The 19,122-nt window shown below is 49.7% G+C and carries 20 protein-coding genes; 4 read left to right on the top strand and 16 right to left on the bottom strand.

The genetic code is table 11. From position 1 onward, the window contains the following. Positions 1 to 16: 16 nt before the first annotated feature. The 13 genes from GPK49_RS02070 to spoIIIAA all read right to left on the bottom strand — a co-directional run bounded on the left by GPK49_RS02070 (position 17) and on the right by spoIIIAA (position 8,012). Entirely contained in the window at positions 17 to 904 is an 888-nt protein-coding gene (locus GPK49_RS02070) for a farnesyl diphosphate synthase (RefSeq protein ID WP_318283811.1), read from the bottom strand. Further along, positions 901 to 1,137, bottom strand: a complete 237-nt coding sequence (gene xseB, locus GPK49_RS02065) for an exodeoxyribonuclease VII small subunit (protein ID WP_016408111.1) — start codon at positions 1,135 to 1,137, stop codon at positions 901 to 903. The genes GPK49_RS02070 and xseB overlap by 4 nt, the downstream gene beginning before the upstream one ends. Next, positions 1,112 to 2,347 carry an exodeoxyribonuclease VII large subunit gene (gene xseA / locus GPK49_RS02060; protein ID WP_215676581.1) on the bottom strand — a complete coding sequence of 412 codons (1,236 nt, stop codon included), beginning with the start codon at positions 2,345 to 2,347 and terminating at the stop codon, positions 1,112 to 1,114. The genes xseB and xseA overlap by 26 nt, the downstream gene beginning before the upstream one ends. Further along, complete coding sequence (gene nusB / locus GPK49_RS02055; RefSeq protein ID WP_016408109.1) at positions 2,344 to 2,742, bottom strand: transcription antitermination factor NusB; 399 nt, start codon at positions 2,740 to 2,742, stop codon at positions 2,344 to 2,346. Before nusB ends, xseA begins: the two co-directional genes overlap by 4 nt. Positions 2,743 to 2,830: 88 nt before the next feature. Then, positions 2,831 to 3,193, bottom strand: a complete 363-nt coding sequence (locus GPK49_RS02050; RefSeq protein WP_016408108.1) for an Asp23/Gls24 family envelope stress response protein — start codon at positions 3,191 to 3,193, stop codon at positions 2,831 to 2,833. A gap of 184 nt (positions 3,194 to 3,377) precedes the next feature. Continuing rightward, entirely contained in the window at positions 3,378 to 3,989 is a 612-nt protein-coding gene (locus GPK49_RS02045) for a SpoIIIAH-like family protein (RefSeq protein WP_215676580.1), read from the bottom strand. Between the two features lie 24 nt (positions 3,990 to 4,013). Continuing rightward, on the bottom strand, positions 4,014 to 4,544 hold the full coding sequence (locus GPK49_RS02040) for a hypothetical protein (RefSeq protein WP_215676579.1): 531 nt from the start codon (positions 4,542 to 4,544) through the stop codon (positions 4,014 to 4,016). Positions 4,545 to 4,548: 4 nt separating this feature from the next. Further along, positions 4,549 to 4,800 (bottom strand): stage III sporulation protein AF, encoded by a 252-nt coding sequence (locus GPK49_RS02035; protein WP_118582409.1) that lies wholly within the window; start codon positions 4,798 to 4,800, stop codon positions 4,549 to 4,551. A 2-nt stretch (positions 4,801 to 4,802) separates the two neighbouring features. Beyond that, positions 4,803 to 5,924, bottom strand: a complete 1,122-nt coding sequence (locus GPK49_RS02030; RefSeq protein WP_215676578.1) for a stage III sporulation protein AE — start codon at positions 5,922 to 5,924, stop codon at positions 4,803 to 4,805. Between the two features lie 11 nt (positions 5,925 to 5,935). Further along, positions 5,936 to 6,319 (bottom strand): stage III sporulation protein AD, encoded by a 384-nt coding sequence (spoIIIAD, locus tag GPK49_RS02025; protein WP_016408103.1) that lies wholly within the window; start codon positions 6,317 to 6,319, stop codon positions 5,936 to 5,938. A 12-nt stretch (positions 6,320 to 6,331) separates the two neighbouring features. Continuing rightward, positions 6,332 to 6,526: a stage III sporulation protein AC gene (gene spoIIIAC / locus GPK49_RS02020; protein WP_016408102.1), complete on the bottom strand. Its 195-nt coding sequence runs from the start codon at positions 6,524 to 6,526 to the stop codon at positions 6,332 to 6,334. A gap of 11 nt (positions 6,527 to 6,537) precedes the next feature. Then, positions 6,538 to 7,056, bottom strand: coding sequence for a stage III sporulation protein AB (locus GPK49_RS02015; protein ID WP_118582412.1), 519 nt, complete (start codon positions 7,054 to 7,056; stop codon positions 6,538 to 6,540). Further along, positions 7,053 to 8,012 carry a stage III sporulation protein AA gene (spoIIIAA, locus tag GPK49_RS02010; protein WP_215676577.1) on the bottom strand — a complete coding sequence of 320 codons (960 nt, stop codon included), beginning with the start codon at positions 8,010 to 8,012 and terminating at the stop codon, positions 7,053 to 7,055. Before spoIIIAA ends, GPK49_RS02015 begins: the two co-directional genes overlap by 4 nt. Before the next feature lie 227 nt (positions 8,013 to 8,239). Between spoIIIAA and GPK49_RS02005 the strand changes: the two genes are divergently transcribed. Both GPK49_RS02005 and GPK49_RS02000 read left to right on the top strand, forming a co-directional pair. Next, on the top strand, positions 8,240 to 8,701 hold the full coding sequence (locus GPK49_RS02005; RefSeq protein ID WP_118582415.1) for a LytR/AlgR family response regulator transcription factor: 462 nt from the start codon (positions 8,240 to 8,242) through the stop codon (positions 8,699 to 8,701). A 66-nt stretch (positions 8,702 to 8,767) separates the two neighbouring features. Next, a complete protein-coding gene (locus tag GPK49_RS02000) occupies positions 8,768 to 9,418 on the top strand; it encodes an SGNH/GDSL hydrolase family protein (protein ID WP_215676576.1) in 651 nt (216 codons plus the stop codon). Between the two features lie 90 nt (positions 9,419 to 9,508). Here the strand turns inward: GPK49_RS02000 and GPK49_RS01995 are convergent, their stop codons facing one another. The 3 genes from GPK49_RS01995 to GPK49_RS01985 are packed head-to-tail and all read right to left on the bottom strand — an operon-like array spanning position 9,509 to position 15,291. Next, positions 9,509 to 11,062, bottom strand: coding sequence for an S-layer homology domain-containing protein (locus tag GPK49_RS01995; RefSeq protein ID WP_318283808.1), 1,554 nt, complete (start codon positions 11,060 to 11,062; stop codon positions 9,509 to 9,511). Positions 11,063 to 11,077: 15 nt separating this feature from the next. Continuing rightward, entirely contained in the window at positions 11,078 to 13,306 is a 2,229-nt protein-coding gene (locus GPK49_RS01990; protein ID WP_215676574.1) for a DNA gyrase/topoisomerase IV subunit A, read from the bottom strand. 11 nt (positions 13,307 to 13,317) lie between these two features. After that, complete coding sequence (locus GPK49_RS01985; RefSeq protein ID WP_215676573.1) at positions 13,318 to 15,291, bottom strand: toprim domain-containing protein; 1,974 nt, start codon at positions 15,289 to 15,291, stop codon at positions 13,318 to 13,320. A 260-nt stretch (positions 15,292 to 15,551) separates the two neighbouring features. Here GPK49_RS01985 and GPK49_RS01980 point away from each other — a divergent pair, with 260 nt between their 5' ends. Both GPK49_RS01980 and GPK49_RS01975 read left to right on the top strand, forming a co-directional pair. After that, complete coding sequence (locus tag GPK49_RS01980; RefSeq protein WP_118582424.1) at positions 15,552 to 17,462, top strand: LTA synthase family protein; 1,911 nt, start codon at positions 15,552 to 15,554, stop codon at positions 17,460 to 17,462. Positions 17,463 to 17,656: 194 nt separating this feature from the next. Next, positions 17,657 to 19,015: an MATE family efflux transporter gene (locus GPK49_RS01975; protein ID WP_215676572.1), complete on the top strand. Its 1,359-nt coding sequence runs from the start codon at positions 17,657 to 17,659 to the stop codon at positions 19,013 to 19,015. Positions 19,016 to 19,122: the final 107 nt, after the last annotated feature.

Raw genomic sequence — 19,122 nt, 5'->3', positions numbered from 1 at the left:
TCTCGGAAGGATCTTCTTAAAATGTTCTGGTTGTAAGATATTTTGTCAACTCTAATAAAAATGCACAGCCCTCGCCCTGCTCCTCCCAGATGGAAACAGCCTCGGCGGAAAGCCTTGCCGCAATCTCTCTTGATTTTTCAATCCCAAACAGCGTCACATACGTTGTTTTCTGATTTTTTTCATCACTGTGGATGGGCTTGCCCAATTCCTCCAGTGTGCTTGTCACATCCAGAATATCATCCAGAATCTGGAATGCAATGCCGATTTTTTCGCCTGCCAGTGCAAATGCCGCAACTGTTTTTTCATCCGCACCGCCGCAGATTGCCCCTGCCTGCAGTGCGCCGCGAATCATTGCCGCCGTTTTATGCAGGTGGATAAAATCAAGCGTTTCGATATCCAGAGGCTTCCCCTCCATGAAAACATCCACCACCTGCCCAACAAGCATGCCTTCCACACCTGCGCCGTGTGCAATCGCTTTCACGGCACCTGTTGTCTGCGGTGTAGGGTTTTTCACGCAGGCATCCGCCATCGTTTCCATGGCATGATGCAGCAGACCATCCCCTGCCAGAATCGCCATATCCTCGCCAAAAACCTTATGGTTCGTCAGTCTCCCCCTGCGGTAATCATCGTTATCCATCGCAGGCAGGTCATCATGAATCAGCGAATAGGTATGAATCATTTCCAATGCACAGGCAAAGGGAAGGGCATCCTCCTTTTTGCCGCCGACTGCCTCGCATGCCGCCAGAACCATCATCGGGCGCAGACGCTTGCCCCCTGCCAGAAGGCTGTAGCGCATTGCTTCAAAAATCACAGGCGGAAAGTCCTTCTGTTCGGGTACTGCCTGCTCCAGCGCCTGTTCAATATAGGCACAGCGTTCCTTCATTTCCTGCTTCAAATCCATCATTCTTCCACCTCCGCCTGAAACGGCTCCTCCTGCCAAAGCCCTGCTTCTTTTCTCAGCAGAACGATTTCTCCCTCCGCCGCAGAAAGCTTTTCTCTGCAAAGTGCCGCAAGAGTCAGCCCCTCTTTATACAACGAAACAGCCGTCTCCAAGGAGACCTCCTCCTGTTCCAGCTGTTCTACAATTTCCTCTAAGCGTTCCATTGCTTCATCAAAGGTTTGTTTCTTTCTCGCCATCGGCAAATACCGCCTTTCCTGTCACCTCTGCCTGCAAAATGCCGTCCTTCATGCGAATCCGTACCGCCTGCCCGATTGCCGCCGCCTGTGCCGTTGTGAGCGGCGTGCCTGCCTCATCCATCAGCATGGCATAGCCGCGGTTCATCACAGAAAACGGCGAAACCGCCGCCAGCCTGCCCTCTGCCGCCAGAAGTCCTCGGCTGAGCCGCTGCAGCTGTCCTGCCGTTTCTTTATACAGAAGCCGTTCCTGCTCCGCAAGCACGCGCTCCTTTTTCTGCATCAATTCCAACGGACGCTTCAGCACAGGGCGTTCCTTCAGAAATTCCAGTCTCCGTTTAGATACCGTCAGCACCGCCTGCAAATTCCGTTCCAATCGTTCCGCCAGTGCCCTTGCATCCTCCTTTTTGTCCGCAAGTCTTGTGGTTGCCAGCTCTGCCGCCGCAGATGGGGTCGGCGCACGCAAATCCGAAACAAAATCGGCAATCGTAAAATCCGTTTCATGCCCGACAGCAGAAATCACGGGCAGCTCCGAAGCAAAAATGGCTCTTGCCACGCTTTCCTCGTTAAACGCCCATAAATCCTCCATCGAGCCGCCGCCGCGCCCCAGAATAATCACGTCTGCCTTGCCCCAGCTGTTCGCCGCCTTCAGGCTTTTCACAATATCCACCGCAGCCGCTTCTCCCTGCACCAGTGTCGGGAATATGGCAAGCTTCACTCTCGGGTCGCGTCTTTTTGCAATCTGGATAATATCGCGCACCGCCGCCCCCGTCGGGGAGGTGATTACCGCAATACAACCGACATTTTCGGGAATCTCCCGCTTATAGTCCGCATCAAAGAGCCCCTCTGCTGCAAGCTTTTCCTTCATCTGCTCAAAGGCAAGCTGCAAGGCACCCATGCCGACCGGCTCCAGAAATTCGCCGTACAGCTGATACTGCCCTGTCCTTTCGTACAGGGAAACATGCCCGTATAAAATCACCTGCATCCCGTTTTCTGGCAGAAAAGGCACCTGTGCCGCATCCTGCTGAAACATCACGCAGGCAATCGCTCCCTGTGCGTCCTTGAGGGTAAAATACCAATGACCGCTCGAATGTGCCTTGAAATTGGAAATCTCCCCCTGCACCAGAAGGCTGTTCAGTATAAAATCATTTTCCAGCAGATTTTTGATATAGCGGTTAATCTGCCCAACCGAGAACACCTTCGGCTCTATCATTTGATTACTTTGCCCAGTACGCCGTTGATAAAGGCAGGTGCTTCATCAGAGCTGAAGCGTTTTGCAAGCTCCACCGCCTCATTGATGGCAACGCCGATGGGAGTTTCCCCGTATTTCATTTCATATACTGCCAGACGCAGAATCGCCAAATCCACCTTATTCATCCGTGCAGGATCCCATCCGTTTGCACTTGCTGTAATCATTTCGTCAATTTCCGCCATGTGGGCATGTACGCCCTCCACCTCGGAAAGAATAAATTCCTTATCTTCTTCCTCTACAGGCTCTTCCTTTTCCGCAAAGAAAAGCTCCTTCACCTGCTCAAATTCCTCCGCTTCGCTGAAATCCATCTGGAACAGCAGATAAAACGCATTTCTTCTCGCACCTCTACGGCTCATAGTATCCCTCCATTATTTCTCCAACCAACGGCACACTTAAAAATAAGCAAGGGCCTCAGATAGCCATGAGACCCACCGTTTTTCACGATTATTCTTCTTCCTCCGCCTTTGCTTCCGTTTCCTTCACAATGCCGCAGATGCTTACATTCACCGCCGCAACCGTAAGTCCTGTCATGGTTTCCACTGTGGTTTTCACCTTTTCCTGTACTTCCTTGGCAGCGTTCTGCACCTTTGTGCCGAAATTTACGATAATATCCATATCCAGAACGGCTTCATCCGCATCCTTTGTGATTTTTGCACATTTGGTATGGCCCTTCTTGCCAAACAGTTCCACAAAGCCCTTACCGCCGCCGGCAACTACGCCTTCCACCTCCAGTGCAGCTGTTGTGGCAATCACGCCGACAACCTCATCCGCAATCTGAATCTGACCGTTTGTTTTATTTTCAGACATGTGTAATCCCTCCTGTTGTTTCTATCTCCTGTTTTTGCAAAACAATATATTCACGCATAATTATGATATGAGTATAACAGATATTCGCCCATTTTGCAACGAATTATGCACCATTTTATGCATAAAAAAGAAGGCAGTATTCGGATTTTATTCCCACTGCCTTCATCTGATTTTCTGTAATTTCTTACTTTTGCAATGTATTGATGCGGATTTTATCGGCAGGCATCCCTGTTTTTCTCTGCACGATATCCTCAATCTGTGCAACATCCTTATCCGTCAGCTTCACCGCATCCACCACCACATCCACCGTTTCGTTATCCATGCGGACATACGCCTGTTTGAACCCCTTGGATTGGATCATTGCCTCTGCGGCACTTTCCTTTTCCATCCGCTCCTGCAATAGCAGCATGCTTTCGGTGCATTTTGCCTTCTGCTCCTCGGTAATATTTTCGTTATTGAGCATTTCCGTCAAAATATCCTTTTCCTTCGCGCGAGACTGCTCCCGGTTCAGCTTTGCCTCCGCAAAATAAGCAGATCCATTCCCATTCGCCGAAACATAAACCGCCGCACCGTCGCCTGTGGTTTCCGCCGTAATCGGGTCTAGCTCCGTTTCGTCCGCATCATCCGGCAGAGCGGAATAATCCACCAACGCCGTCACATCCCCTTCCTCGGTCAGCTGCAATGCCGTCTGCTTTCCTTCGGAAGAGCGGCTTTCCTGAAAATTCAGATAGCCTGCCGCCGCAATCATCACCGCCAGTGCCGTAACCACAACCTGATTCCTTTTGATGACAAACATACCTTTTCCCCCTCTGCAAAAATTCTATTTCATCTGCAAAACTGCAATTTTATGCGCAGGCACATTGCAAAGTGCCTCTGCCGCCTGATGCAGTGCCGCCTGCACCGTGGCATCTCCGCCGCCCTCCGCAACAATAACCACCCCTTCAATCACAGGGGCATTTTCCGAAAGGATGAACGGCGCAGTATTGCCGCCCTTTTCCTCGGTCAGCACCGCCTTCTGCTCCACGCGGAATTTTCCGTCCCTCTCCGATTCCTCCCGTACCTCATCCTGTGCAATGGTGCGTTCCTCCGTTCTGCAATAGGTCAGCATGACATCCACCGCACCTGCCCCCTGCACCTTGGAAAGAATTTCCGCCATGCGCGTTTCTGTCTCCCGCTCCGCCGCATCGGAAACCGTCTGCGTTTCCGCCTGTGCAGGCGTTTCCTTTTCTCCGCCGAAAAAGCTCTTCCCCATTGCCAGAAGCAGCACCCCTGCCAGAAGTGCCAGAAAAATATTGCTCCGCAGCTTTTTGTTTTCGGGGCGAAATAACCCCTTCCACAAATTCTTTTGCATCCTCTCACCCTTCTTCTCTGTATCCGTTGTATGTATCCGACCATTCCTGCTCTATCCTCGTCAAGGGCAAATCTCCCGTTTCCGCCGCATGAAACAGCCCAAGCAACGGACGCAGCACCGCCGTCAGCACCAGAATCCCCAGCACCAGCTCCGTATAACGGCGATATTTCCCCTCCGGCAGAAGCAGTCCCACCAGAGCAGAGAAAACAGCCAACGCAGTTATGGTTTTAATATATGCCGCAAATGCCGCCATCATGCCTACAAGCCCCCCAACAAAAGTAATGCCGAAAAGAAAAACATCCCTTCGCCCAGAAAAACAATCCCCAGCAGAAGTCCTATGTATTCCCCTGCCGCCGCAATGCACTCTACTAAGCGTTCCTCGCAGATAAATTCCGCCGCAGCCGCCGTCAGCCGAAACACAAGCAGGATCACAAGCAGCTTGATGAGCAATGGCAGACAAAGCAGGAGCAGAAGCACTACTGCTGCAACCAGTGTGCCGCTTTTGAGCGTTCCTGCCATAGCCGCTGCCGTTTCCACCGCGCCGCCCATCACACCCCCGACCACCGGCACCGCCCCGACTGCGATTTTCGCTGTTTTCGCCGCCAGACCGTTCAGCGCACCGCCGCCGATTTTCTGCAGGGAAAGCAGGAGCATAAAAAGCATTGCCGCCCCCTTCATCCCCCAGGAAATGCACTGCCGCAGCAGCTCCGCAAATTTCCCCAGAATCGGTTTTTCGGAAATATGATCCGTCATCTCCAAGGCAATCGAAAGCTGAATCGCAGGAATCAGCACATAGCTGATGCCAACGGAAAGTGCCGTCGCGCCGCCCATCAGCGTCGGCCCCATCAGAGCCCCCTGCGTCAGATTCCCCGATGAAGCGGAAAGCACCAGAAAAATGGGCACCATCGCCCCAAACACCCCACATAGTCCTCGCATCCGCTCCACAACAGACTGTGAAATGCTGTAAAACGAGGTCAGAATCGCCACAATCAATACCATGTAGCAAACATAAAATCCCATTTCGCCCACATTTTTCCCTTGAAAGGAATCACTGCACTGCTTCAGAATTGCACTCAGAATGACAATCAGCACCAGCTGTGCCAAAAGCCTGCCCTGCATGCGCAGCTCTCCGAATGTCAATTCCAGAGCCTTCTCCTTGATATTTGCGAATGTAAAATCAAATTCCCCCGAAAGGATTTCTGCAAGCAAATCTGAAAAGCTGACCTCTGCGTCCATTTCCTCCGTCGCCGCATCCACAGCATCCGTATCCAGCCCTTCCGTTTCGCCTTCTATGCAGATTGCATCCGCCGTTTCCTCTGCGAATGTCGTCCTTGGCAGAAGGGAAAGCAGCAAAATCAGAAGCAACCCCCATTTCTTCATCCTGCCCCCTCCTATACCAAGCCCATGACCAGTTCCAGCAGTCCAATCAGCACAGGAGCCGCCGCCGTCATCATGAGAATCTTTCCTGCCAGTTCAATTTTTGCCGCAACCGTTCCCTCTCCCGCATCCGCGCAAAGCTGTGCGCCGAACTGCGTCAGATATGCAATGCCGATCACCTTCAGCACCACTGCGAAGTAGCCGTCCCCGACCCCCGCCGTTTCTGCCGTTTCTCGCAGCAAGCCGATGAGCCTTCCCAGCGGCACACAGATTATTCCGAAAATCAGAATCCCCGTCACAGCGGCAAGAAGCATCGCAAGCTGCGGATTTTCCTTTTTCAGCAGAACGGCAAATATCGTCCCCACCAGACCAATGGCGATGATTTTACCAATTTCCATCCGACCGCCTCCTCAAAGCTGAAATAAGGTCTGCACCGTATCAAACAGCTGGCTGATGTATTGAATCACCCAAAACAGCACCACAACCAACCCTGCCAGCGTGGTCAGCATCGCCTGTTCTTCTCTGCCTGCACGCATCAGTACCTGATGCAACACTGCCACCAGAATCCCGACCGCCGCAATCCGAAACACAATATTGATTTCCATTTTCTCCCCCCTCACAGCAGTGTTACAATAATGAGCAATCCCGAAAGTCCGCCGATGCCGTAGTAAAGTCTGCCGTTTTTCTCCAATCGTTTTCTGCCCTGCGCCAATGCCTCCTCCAGATACCGCAACAGCAGACAAATGCTCCCCTCCTGCTGCGCCTTATCCAGATAGCCGAGGGTTTTCCCGAAGGAAAGCACCATATCCAAATCCTCCGCCGTCAGGAAAATCTGATTCCGCTTCTTCGACCATGCCTCTGTCCAGATTTCCTCCGCAGAAGCCCTTTCCCTCTCTGCCATGACTGCCGCCGCCTGCGCGAAAATCTCGCCAATCACGCCCTCCGCCTTCCAGCTGATGCTTTCCAGAACCTCTGTCAGAGGAGCGGAAAGGTAGGCAATCTGGCTTTGCAGAAGCAGGATTGCACGTTCCAGCTCTGCCAGCTCCTGCAAACGATATTTCTCCTTTGCCGCAAAATATGCCCCGAACCAGAGCGTCGCACCAAGCACAAGCACACTGCCGAGCAAACGCATCATGCTTCCTCCTCCTTTTTCATCGTCATTTCTTCTTCCGCAATCATTTTCCCCTCCCTGTCGCACAGCCCCTCTATGGTGCCTGTGCCGTTTCGGTTGGAAAGAAAAAGATACCGTTCAAATATTTTTCTGCGGACAAGCGCACGCAGCTGCGGTCTTGTTTCAATGTCGGCAAAGTCCCGCCCATGTGCCGTCGCAATCAGCTTCACCCCTGCGTTTAAAACCTCCTCCACCGCGGCAACATCCTCACGCCTGCCCAGCTCATCCACAGCGATGATATCAGGAGACATGCTTCGCAGTAAAAGCGTCATCCCCTTCGCCTTCGGGCAGCCCTCCAGAATGTCCGTACAGGGGCCGACATCCATCTGCGGCATACCGTCTCTGAGCGGTGCAATTTCTCCGCGCTCATCCACCACGCCGACCGTTTTTCCTCTCTCACTCAGGCAACGGATGAGATCGCGCAAAAGCGTTGTTTTCCCGCATCCCGGCGGCGAAACAATCAGGGTATGGCAAAGCGTATTCTTTTCCAACAGAAGCGGCAGAAGCGTCTCTCCCCACCCCTTCCTTTCCCTCGCAATGCGGATATTTAAGGCATTGATTTGCCGCAGCGTGCGAATCTCGCCGTTTTCCAGAACCGCCTTGCCGCAGAAGCCGACTCTGTGTCCGCCCTCTATGGTAAGATAGCCCTGTCGCAGCTCTTCCTCAAAGGCATAGAGAGAATAGCCGCTCAGAAGCGAAACGGTTTCACGCAGATCCGCCATGGAAATGCGCATCCCCTTTTCATCCGCCGCAGGCAGAAACACCCCCTCCTTCCCCAGAGAAAACAGTCGATTCTCTCTTTTTAAAAGCAAGGGCTGTCCGCTGCGCAGGCGAATTTCCTGCAAATCGTGCAGATCCTTCTCCGCAAGCACCTCCCGTATTTTTCTCGGCAATGCACGCCAAACTGCCTCTGTCTGCATTGGCTCGTCCTCCCTTCTTTTCTCATCCTATGCGGAAAAGGTGAAAAAATACCTGCGATGGCATTATTTCACAGAGCGCGAATTTTGTAGTATTCTTTTTATAATTTTTATGTACGAAAACATTTACAAGAAATTACATTTTATGTTAAAATTTAAGAAAATTCCCTTGGTGTAATTTTAAATATAAGTCTAATTTCATAAGTTTTACCACGAAAGAGGAGATAATTATGTGCAAAAATTCAATCCATACGACAGGAGCAGCCGCTTCTGCTGTAAATGAACTTTGTACTGACAGGGGTTCCGTTTGTGTCACAAATAGCGAATCCACACATGATGAACCCCTTTATTGCCGCATCAGTACGCAAAAAGCAATCTATAAAATTCCGTATCAGGATATTCTTTTTATCGAAAGTGAGCAAAAAAAATCTGTCATCCATCTGTTGAAAAAAACCATCTGTGTTTCGGTTCCGTTATATCGTATTCTGGAAGTGCTGCCCAAGGAAACCTTTGTGCAGACACATCGCTCCTTTATTGTCAATCTGAAAAATGCATCCTCCATCGATAAATCCCAAAATCCTTGGACGATTTCTTTTTTCGGTTCGGAGCAGCTTGCCTTCGTCGGGCGTTCCTTCAAGGATAACATCATGCAGATTATCCGCCCCACGTTGGATCTTCATACAGGCAAATGACAGCCTTGCTTTGATTGACATTCTCCTGCTTTCTCTTTAGAATAGAGAAAAAAGGAGGTCTGCCCCATGAAAGAATTTCGTTTGGTTGCCTTTGGCGACAGCTTAACATACGGCTATGGTGTTTTGTCCCACATTGCATATCCCTCCCGCTTGGCAAGGGAGCTGCCGGAGAAAAATCCGCAGCTTCGTTGGAAGGTATATAATCGCGGCATCAACGGAGAAACCACCAGAGAAGCGAAAGAACGGCTGGAAAGTCAGGTGCTTTGGTTAAAGCCGCATCTTACTGTAATTCTGCTGGGTTCCAATGACAGTGCCCTCAACGAAGGGCAATATCGTACACCTTGGGAATATGAACACAATATGATGTTCATTCTGGAACGCCTTCTGGCAGAAAAGCACGGAGATTCTGCTTTCCATAGCGGTGTCTGTCTGCCCGTTCTGGTTACGCCGCCGCCCGTGGTGGATACGGATTTCTACCCCTTCACCACAACCGACCGCATTGAAAAATATGGGGAAATCGTCAAAAAGCTGGCAAAGGGCTATCATTGTCCCGTCATTGATGTATATCAGGCATTTCTGGACATTAAGGAAGCACAAGGCTTCGAAGCGTATGATGCACTGTTTCAGTTCGATGGCGTGCATTGGAGCAACGCAGGCTATGATGTGTTCTATGCCCTTCTGGAAAAGGAAATTCTGGCTTTGACAGAAAATTTCTGAAATCCGGATCAAAAAAAGCCCTGCATGGGAAAATTCTCCCGTGCAAGGCTTTTTTTCTGTTCTGTATACTTTTTTCTTTTATTCCATTTTTTACTGACCGCAAAGGTCAACCGTTACATAAAGTTCCTTGGATTTTGCAGAAATCCCCACGCCTGCCTCCTGCATGGTGCCGTCTGTCAGGCTGTTCTCCTTCGCAGCGGTACGCATCCATTCCTGATAAATCTGCACCACATCGCCGCGCTGCTTGGCAATGGTTTCGGATGCCGTGCGGAAGGCTTTGCCCTTCGCCAGAATCCGACTGAAGGGTGTCGAGTCGTCAGAGCCGGTATAGTCGAAATATCCCTTCGCCGTCATATCCTCGGAATGTGCTCTTGCTACGCCCCCCAGCTTACTGTCTGCCGTAAGCAGGGACAGACCCTTTTCCAGACGACACACCTGAATCAGTTCAAGCAGCTCCGCTTCCATGGCTTCTCTTGTGGTATACTGCAAGGTACTCCGGTAATCCTTTGTCTGGGCAAAGCTCTTTTCCTGCAAAAGCACACCGCAGATTTTCCCCTCATAATCCAGAGGAACATGCACCTCAGAATTGGCATTGTATACAATACCGCTGTGCTCTAAGCTGCTGACGTGGGAAAGATTCTTAATATTCGCCGCAATGCCCTTGCCGCTTGTACCGTTATAGGTAAAACCTGTGCCCGGCACAAAAATTTCGACAATTTTCCCCTCCTGCATCGTTGCAAAGAAATAATTCTGATACTTGTTGAGATAAACATATCTCTCTAAGCCATACACAGAATCGTCAATACGGTCGGGTTCGCCCCAGACAGCCTTCAGCTCTGCCGCCGTCCAGCCGAGACAAACCTTTTTTTCGCCGACAGTAACCGTTTCTGTTGCCGCCGCATCCGTCACCTTCACTTCCTCTGTCTTGGTGTCCGCTTTCGTGTCCGTTTTGGTGTCCACTTTTGTGTCATTTTGGGTGTCCACTCTGTCCACCTTGTCCACCTTTGGTTCGGTAATTTCCACCTTGCCGCCGGTCTGCTCCTCAATATAGCGATATGCCTTCACAAAGGAAACCACAGCCTCCTGCACCGTCATTTCGCGGAAGGGATGATAGCCGCCATCCTGATAGCCCGCAAGAATCCCAATGCCATACAGCTGGTCGATATATTTATTGGAGGAAGCAAACAGCTCCGCGGTATCGTTGAAGGGATTTTTCTTTGCCTTCTCCGTTAAATCCACGCCGCAGGTTTTCATCACGCGCGCCACCATAATTGCCATCTGCTCGCGGGTCAGCGTGCTGTTCGGCTCAAAAATACCGGGGTCTGTGCCGCCGATAATACCCAGCTCATACGCCGCTGTCACATCTGCATCATCGCAGTCTGTAAAGGGCGTTTTACCTGCCGCTTTCCATTCCTTTCCGGTGATTACATTCAGAAAACGCATCACCATCTTGCAGAAATCCTTTCTCGTCATGGGCGATTTTGCCTTCTGCAAATCCGCCTCCGTCAGAAGTCCCTGCTGATAGGCAAATTCGATGGAAGGCTTTGCCCATTTGCCTGCATTCGTCGCAACGGCGGCAAAGGAAGGCACTGCGGCGGAAAGGCTCAGCATCCCTGCAAGAAGAATTGCCATAAACCGTTTCATACTCGTCATCCTTTCTTATTCCCCCAACGCCATCTGCCCGGGCAGATGATTGGTAGTTTTATCCTTTTCCTGTATAAAATGTCCCGTGGTGGGAATTTTTTTCGTGCGATAATATTCGTATTCCTCTGTTTCAAATTCTGCCTTGGCAAACACCGCAGTAACTGTACTGTTTTTCTTGAGTGTAAAGACCTGCACGCCACCGGCGTTCTTTGTAGCACTCAACGGAATCAACTCTGTATTCAAGAGCGTTGCCTTATCCGCATTGCGCATCAGCATAAAATCTGCTTCCTCCGCGATTTTCGCCATTCGCACCAGCTCTGCCCTTGCGGAATAGGCATTGACCAGCTTGCGGCGATTTGTTTTGGTTTCATAGGCGGAAAGCGGCACCTTCGCCGCCTTGCCGTTTGCAAAGAAAAACACCATCTGACCGCTGTAATCCGCCGTTGCAGTCATGTAAATAATGGTTTCCTCTGCGTCAAGCTGCAAGAGATTCGGCAGATAATCCCCCAAGGCACTCGCCTTGGCATCCGCTACATCCGAGGCCTTCAGCTTATACACATTCTGCCGATTGGAGAAAAACAGCAGATCCATACGGTTTGCGCCCTCCTGCTCCATCAGAAGAACGTCCTCCTCCTTCAGCTTCTGCTCCCCTGCCATACGCAGAGATGCCTGACTGATTTTCTTGAAATAATTCTCCTTCGTCAGGAAGAAGGTTACAGGGTAATCCTCGATAAAATCCTCCTTGGAAAGCACCGTCACATCATCCTCATGGATGATTTCGGTTTTTCTGGGCTTGCCGTATTTTTTTGCCACATTGCGCAGCTGCTTACAGATGATATTTTTGATTTTTGCATCCGAGCGAAGTGTTTCATGCAGACCTTTGATTTCCTTTTCCAGTGCATCCAGCTCTGCAATGCGTTTCAGAATATATTCCTTATTGATGTTGCGCAGCTTAATCTCCGCGATATATTCCGCCTGCACCTCATCAATTTCAAAGCCTGTCATCAGATTCGGCACAACCATTTTTTCCTCCTCGGTGCCACGGATAATGGCAATCGCCTTATCAATATCCATCAGGATTTTGGAAAGCCCTTCGAGCAGGTGATATTTTTCGGATTTCCTCTGAATATCAAATGCAAGCTGTCTGCGGATGGAATCCATGCGGAAGTCCGTCCAGTGCTTCAAAATTTCGCCCACGCCAAGCGTCATGGGCTTGCCATGAATCAGCACATTAAAATTACAGCTGAAGCTATCCGACAAAGGTGTCATGGCGAACAGCTTGTGCATCAGCAACTCCACATTTGTGCCGCGCTTGAGGTCAATCGTAATTTTCAGACCGTTTCTGTCTGATTCATCGCGCACATCGGTGATATCCTTGATTTTCCCTGCCTTAACCAATGCGATGATTTTATCCACAATGGCTTCGATATTGGTGGTATAGGGAATTTCATAGACCTCGATACAGTTATCCTTTTTATCATAACGATATTTTGCACGCAGCTTCACACTGCCGCGTCCCGTTTTATAAATCTGCTCCAAGTCCTTCCGGCTGTAAATCAATTCGCCGCCGGTAGAAAAATCGGGAGCGGAAAGCACCTCGCACAAATCAACCGTATCATCCTTGATATACTGCGCCGTTGCTTCGCACAATTCTGCAAGGTTGAAGCTGCAAATGGAGGATGCCATACCAACCGCAATGCCAAGGTTCGGGTTTGCCAGAATATTAGGGAAGGTGGTCGGCAGAAGCGCCGGCTCCTTCATGCTGCCGTCATAGTTATCAATAAACGAAACCGTGTCCTTGTCAATATCCGCAAAGATTTCCTGACAGATGCTCTCCAGCTTTACCTCGGTATAACGGGAGGCGGCATACGCCATCTCTCTGGAATAGTATTTCCCAAAATTCCCCTCGGAATCCACAAAGGGCACCAAAAGCGCTTCATTATCCTTTGTCAGACGCACCATGGTTTCATAAATCGCACTGTCCCCATGGGGGTTCAGCTTCATGGTCTGCCCTACCACATTGGCAGATTTGGTTCTGTCCCCCTTCAGAAGCCCCATCAGATACATGGTATACAAAAGCTTTCTATGGGAGGGCTTGAAGCCGTCAATCTCAGGAATGGCACGGGAAACAATGACACTCATGGCGTAGGGCATATAATTCAGCTCAAGCGTATCGGTAATGCGCTGCTCCTGTATGAAATTATCGTGATATTCTTTTTTCGTTGTTGTTTTTTTCTTTGCCATACATCCACCTCTTAGCTGAGGTCAATCATATCCAGATATTTATGACCTTCCTCTGCAATGTGTTCCTTTCTGCCGGAAAGATTTTCCCCAAGCAGGAGTTCAAAAATCGCCTGTGTGCGCTCCGCTTCATCGGGCGTAACCAGAATGAGCCTGCGCGTTTCTGGGTTCATGGTGGTTTCCCACATCATATCTGCGGCATTTTCACCCAAGCCCTTGGAGCGCTTGATTTTTACCTTCCCTTTCAGCTTGGCGGTGATTTTTGCCTTTTCGCTGTCGGTATAGGCGAAATATTTATCCTTGCCGTGGCGGATTTCATATAACGGCGATTCCGCAATATAGACCTTTTTTTCGTAAATCAGCGTCGGTACAAGGCGGTAAAGCATCGTCAAAAGGAGGGTGCGTATCTGGAAGCCGTCCACATCCGCATCGGTGCAGAGGATGACCTTGCTCCAACGAAGCTGCGCCAGATCAAAGGAATTCAGCCCCTTATCATGCTTGGATTTCACCTCAACGCCACAGCCGAGCACCTTCAATAGGTCAATGATGATGTCGCTATTGAAAATCTTATTATAATCTGCCTTCAAGCAGTTCAAAATCTTTCCTCGGATTGGCATAATCGCCTGAAAATCCGCATCTCTGCCCTGCTTACAGGAGCCAAGCGCGGAATCGCCCTCCACGATATAGATTTCTCTGCGGGAGACATCCTTTGTACGGCAGTTTACAAATTTTTCCACGCGGTTATTCATATCCAGACTGCCCGTCAGCTTTTTGCGGATATTCACACGGGTATTTTCCGCCGTTTCACGGCTTCTTTTATTCGCAAGCACCTGTGCCGCAATCTTATCGGCATCCATTTTATTTTCAATGAAATAAATCTCCAGCTGTCGGCGGAAGAACTCCGTCATGGCCTCCTGAATGAATTTATTCGTAATGGATTTTTTCGTCTGGTTTTCGTAGCTTGTTACGGTGGAGAAGGAATTGATGACCAGAATTAGGCTGTCCTCCACATCCGCAAAGGTGATCTTCTTTTCATCCTTTTTATATAAGCTATTGCTTTTCAGATATTTATCAATCGCAAAGACAAAAGCATTGCGCACCGCCTTATCGGGGGAGCCACCGTATTCCAGAAAGCTGGAATTATGGTAATATTCCAGTACATTCACATGATTATTGAAGCAGAATGCCGCTTCAAATTTCAGGCGATATTCGGGCTTATCCTCTCTGTCGCGTCCCTTGGTTTCGGTCTGGAGATACTGCACAGCGGTCAGTCCATTTTCGCCGTTCAGCTCCGCAAGATAATCGCGAATCCCGTTTTCATAGCAATATTGGAAGGTTTCGCCGCTTTTCTCATCATATAATTCAAACAAAAGCCCTGCGTTCACAACCGCCTGCTTTTTCAGCACATCCTGAAAATAGGAAAGGGGAATATGAATTTCGGTAAAAACATCTCTATCGGGCCGCCATGTAATCTGCGTGCCGGTGGGGTGCTTTTCCGCCGCCTCCTTCATCAGACCGCCGATATTTTCACCCTTTTCAAAATGCAGCTGATAGCACATGCCGTCGCGGTAAATCACCGCCTCCATAAATTCGGAGGCATACTGCGTTGCACAGGTGCCCAGACCGTTCAGACCCAAGCTGAATTCATAGTTTTCTCCTGTATTATTCTGATATTTGCCGCCTGCGTACAGCTCACAGAACACCAGCTCCCAGTTGAAGCAATCCTCCTTTGGGTTATAATCCACAGGAATCCCCCTGCCATGATCGCGCACGAGAATGGAATCATCCTTGAAACGGGTAATCTCAATCTTTTTGCCGTAGCCTTCTCGCGCCTCATCAATGGAATTGGAAAGGATTTCAAAAAAGGCATGCTCGCACCCATCCAGACCGTCCGAGCCAAAGATAACCCCCGGGCGCAGGCGGACGCGTTCCGCCCCCTTCAGGGAAGTGATGCTTTCATTATTATAATTGGAATCTTGCTTTTTCATGGTGCCACCTCTCGTTCTCTGCCGAAATCTGCATGCAAATAAATGCACAGTTACGGCACTATTTTTTACTTTACAGGACGAAACATCCCCTGTCAAGCGAACAGGCAGAATTTTCTTTATCGTGTGCCTTCCTAAGACGAAATCAGGCGTTTGGCTTATTTCACAATTTTACTTCTTCAATTTCTTGAAAACGCGTGAAAATCGTGTTAAAATATCCATTTAGAAATTCAATCAATCTACACAAAAGAGGTTTTGCAAACATGAAAAAATTACGAGAAATTCGTACAAAAATAGATGCGTATATACAAACGCATAAGCCTGCCGCCTTCATCATGTGGCTGCTGGTGCTGCTGTTTCCCCTCTGGCTGAGCCTGAGCGGCAACGCCATTTCCTTTCTTTCCGGGGAGGACGGCGCGGCGGTGTTGCTGCGCACGCTTTTAACGGAAAATTACGGGGCGTTCCTGTTAGGGATGCTTCTGATTTATCTTTTCTTCGGGGCGATGGTCTGCCTCTGGAAACACGTTCCCCTGGCAGCACTTTTGACAGGCTTAATATTTACGATTATGCCGACGGTTGATTTCCTGAAAACAGAAATCCTCAAGGAGCATTTTCTTCCTTGGGATATGCTGCTGGCAAAAAATGCAGACAGCTTCACCACATTTCTTTCTGCGCTGAAAATCCCCACACCGTTATGGTGGCTCTGGGGCGGCACAGTGGCATATCTTACGGTGCTTGCGATTCTGCGTCCGACACTTCCAATCGCATGGAAAAAACGCGTGCTTGGTGCGCCGATTCTATTGGGGTGTCTGTATCTTTGCACCATGAACGGCACCGTACGAGCCGATTACAGCCTGTTGGGGCTTTCCTCCGAGGCACCGACCGACCAGACAAAAAACTACACCGAAAACGGCTTTCTGACCGCTTTTGTGCTAAACCTTTCTTCCTTAAACATGGGTGACCCGGATAATTACAGTGAGAGATATCTGGAAAAGGCATTTGCACAATATCAACCGGACGAAGCTAGCGGCGCAGATTTTCAGAATCCCGATGTCATTGTGATTCTTTCGGAATCCTTCTGGGACCCTACCACGCTGAAAAACGTGAGCTTTACAGAGGACCCGATTCCCAATTACCGCAGGATTCTTGCGGAAAACCACGGCGGCAGCATGGTTTCCTGCACCTTCGGCGGCGGCACGGTGCGTCCCGAATTTGAGATTCTGACCGGCATGACTACAAGTATGCTGCCCTCCGGCAATGTGCCGTATCAGCAGTATGTATTCAACAATATTTATTCCTATGCACGCGAATTTAAGAATCAGGGCTATGATACCATTGGGATTCATACCTATCAGAAGGAATTTTATGAACGTGACCGCGCCTATCCCCTGCTTGGCTTTGATGAAATGCTGGGGGAATATGATTTACACGCAGAGCAGCATTTCAACAGCGGTCCCTTCCTGACAGATGAAAGCCTTGTGGAGGAAATCATGTATCAGCTGGAGCAGCCGCATGAAAAAGGCGTTTTCATTCAGGGCATTACCATGGAAAACCATGGGCTGTATCTGAATAAATTTGACCCCTCCGAATGGAATATTGATTTTACCTCCGATACGCTTTCGGAGGAGGAAAGCAACCTGCTGCACAATTACTGCAAGGGCGTTTCCGATTCGGATGCACAGCTTGGCAGATTGTATGAGTACGTGATGAACAGAGAAAAGCCGACCGTTGTGCTTTGGTATGGCGACCACCTGCCGACGCTGGGGAACGATTTCGGTGTTTATGCCTCCACCGGCACAATCACCTCCACCACTGCCGCAAACTGGACAGAGGAAGAGAAATATCAGATGTTCTCCACGCCCTATGTTGTATTCAGCAATTACGATACAGGGCACGAATACCGCGCAGACGGCACACCCGTTTCGCCGTATCTGCTGACAGCACTGATGTATGATTACATCGGCGCACCGGAAACACTGCGGAGCAATTTCCTTCTGGATTTATATGCGCATTGCCCTGTCATCAGCCCGTATTACAATCTTTATTCCGAGGGCTGTGATGAGGAAACGAGAAACAAATATATCAAGCTGCATGAGCTGCTGACGTATGATGATTTGATGGGAGAACAATATCTGACGAAAAAACTTTTACCACAGGAGCAAAAGCAGGAATAAAAACAGAAAATTAAGAACCTTCTGATTAAACACAAAATCGGAAGGCTCTTTTTCTTTTGAACCCTGTTTTTGGCAAAAAACTCTTGACTCTGCAGTAGTTGTAGCGTTTAATGTAAACATATAAATTTTATGTATTTTTACAAAAGCATATACCATGTACAAAAGATTTTTTAAAGCAACGAAAGGAGTTCCCTATGGAAAGAAACCTTACCACCGGCAATGTCGGTAAAAATATACTCATATTCTCCCTGCCCTATCTGCTTTCTTATTTCTTACAGACGCTTTACGGCATGGCAGATTTATTCATCATCGGGCAATTTGACGGGGTTGCTAGCACAACCGCCGTTTCCATCGGCTCGCAGGTGATGCACATGCTGACCGTTATGCTCATAGGGCTTGCGATGGGGACAACCGTCAGCATTGCGCGCGCAGTGGGCGGCAGAAACCATAAGCAGGTTTCAGAAAACGTCGGCAACACTGTGACGCTCTTTTTTGGGCTTTCCATTGTGCTGACGGTCGTGCTGCTGCTTCTGGTGCGCCCGATTGTCGGTGTAATGTCCACCCCTGCGGAGGCGGTAGACGGCACAGTTGCATATCTGACCATTTGCTTTCTGGGGATTCCCTTTATTACGGCATATAACATCATCAGCTCCATTTTCCGTGGCATGGGTGACAGCAAAAGCCCGATGTATTTCATTGCGATTGCATGTGCGGCAAATATCATGCTGGATTATCTTTTCATTGGCGCGCTTGGCTTCGGCCCTGCCGGTGCGGCACTCGGCACAACCCTCGCGCAGACCATCAGCGTGGCGGTTTCTCTGTTTATGATTCTGAGGCGGAAAAGCATTTCTCTTTCCAAAGGGGATTTTCATCCGCGCCGCTCTGTTGTGGGGCAGATTTTGCAGATTGGTGTACCTGTTGCTTTGCAGGACGGGCTAATTCAGATTGCGTTTATCGTGATTACGATTATTGCAAACCGCAGAGGGCTGAACGATGCTGCGGCAGTCGGGATTGTAGAAAAAATCATCGGGTTTGTGTTCCTTGTCCCCTCTTCCATGCTTTCCACCGTTTCGGCACTGGGGGCGCAGAACATCGGGGCAGGCAAGCCGGAACGCGCTGTACAGACCCTACGCTATGCCATCTGCATTACCGTTGGCTTCGGGCTTTGCGTCTGCATCGGGGTACAGCTCTGCGCGGAACAGCTTGTCGCACTCTTTACCGACCGACAGGCGGCAGGCGGCGCAGAGGTCATTCGCTTCGGCGGACAATACCTGCGCAGCTATATCCTCGACTGCGTTTTTGCAGGGATTCATTTTAGCTTCAGCGGCTATTTCTGCGCCTGCGGCAAGTCGGTTCTTTCCTTCCTGCACAACATCAGTTCGGTTTTGCTTGTGCGTGTACCGGGGTCCTATCTTGCTTCCATGCTCTTCCCCGATACGCTGTTCCCGATGGGGCTGGCTTCGGCAGGCGGTTCTCTGCTTTCCGTAATGCTCTGCATCCTTTTCTATCTGAAATTTTGCCGAGGGAAAAATCCGGCAGCAGAGAGCGCATGAGGTTCATGGAAATTCTATGAAAAATTTCTGATGGAGATTTCCATTCCTGTCAGATGAATTTCCGAATAAACAACAAAAACGCCGTATCAGAGAACAATCTTCTCTCA

This window comes from Clostridium sp. MCC345 (assembly GCF_018785345.1).
GTDB lineage: Bacteria > Bacillota > Clostridia > Lachnospirales > Anaerotignaceae > Anaerotignum_A > Anaerotignum_A faecicola.
Note: the sequence above shows the minus strand (reverse complement) of the source record. Positions and strands in the feature narration are given on the sequence as shown.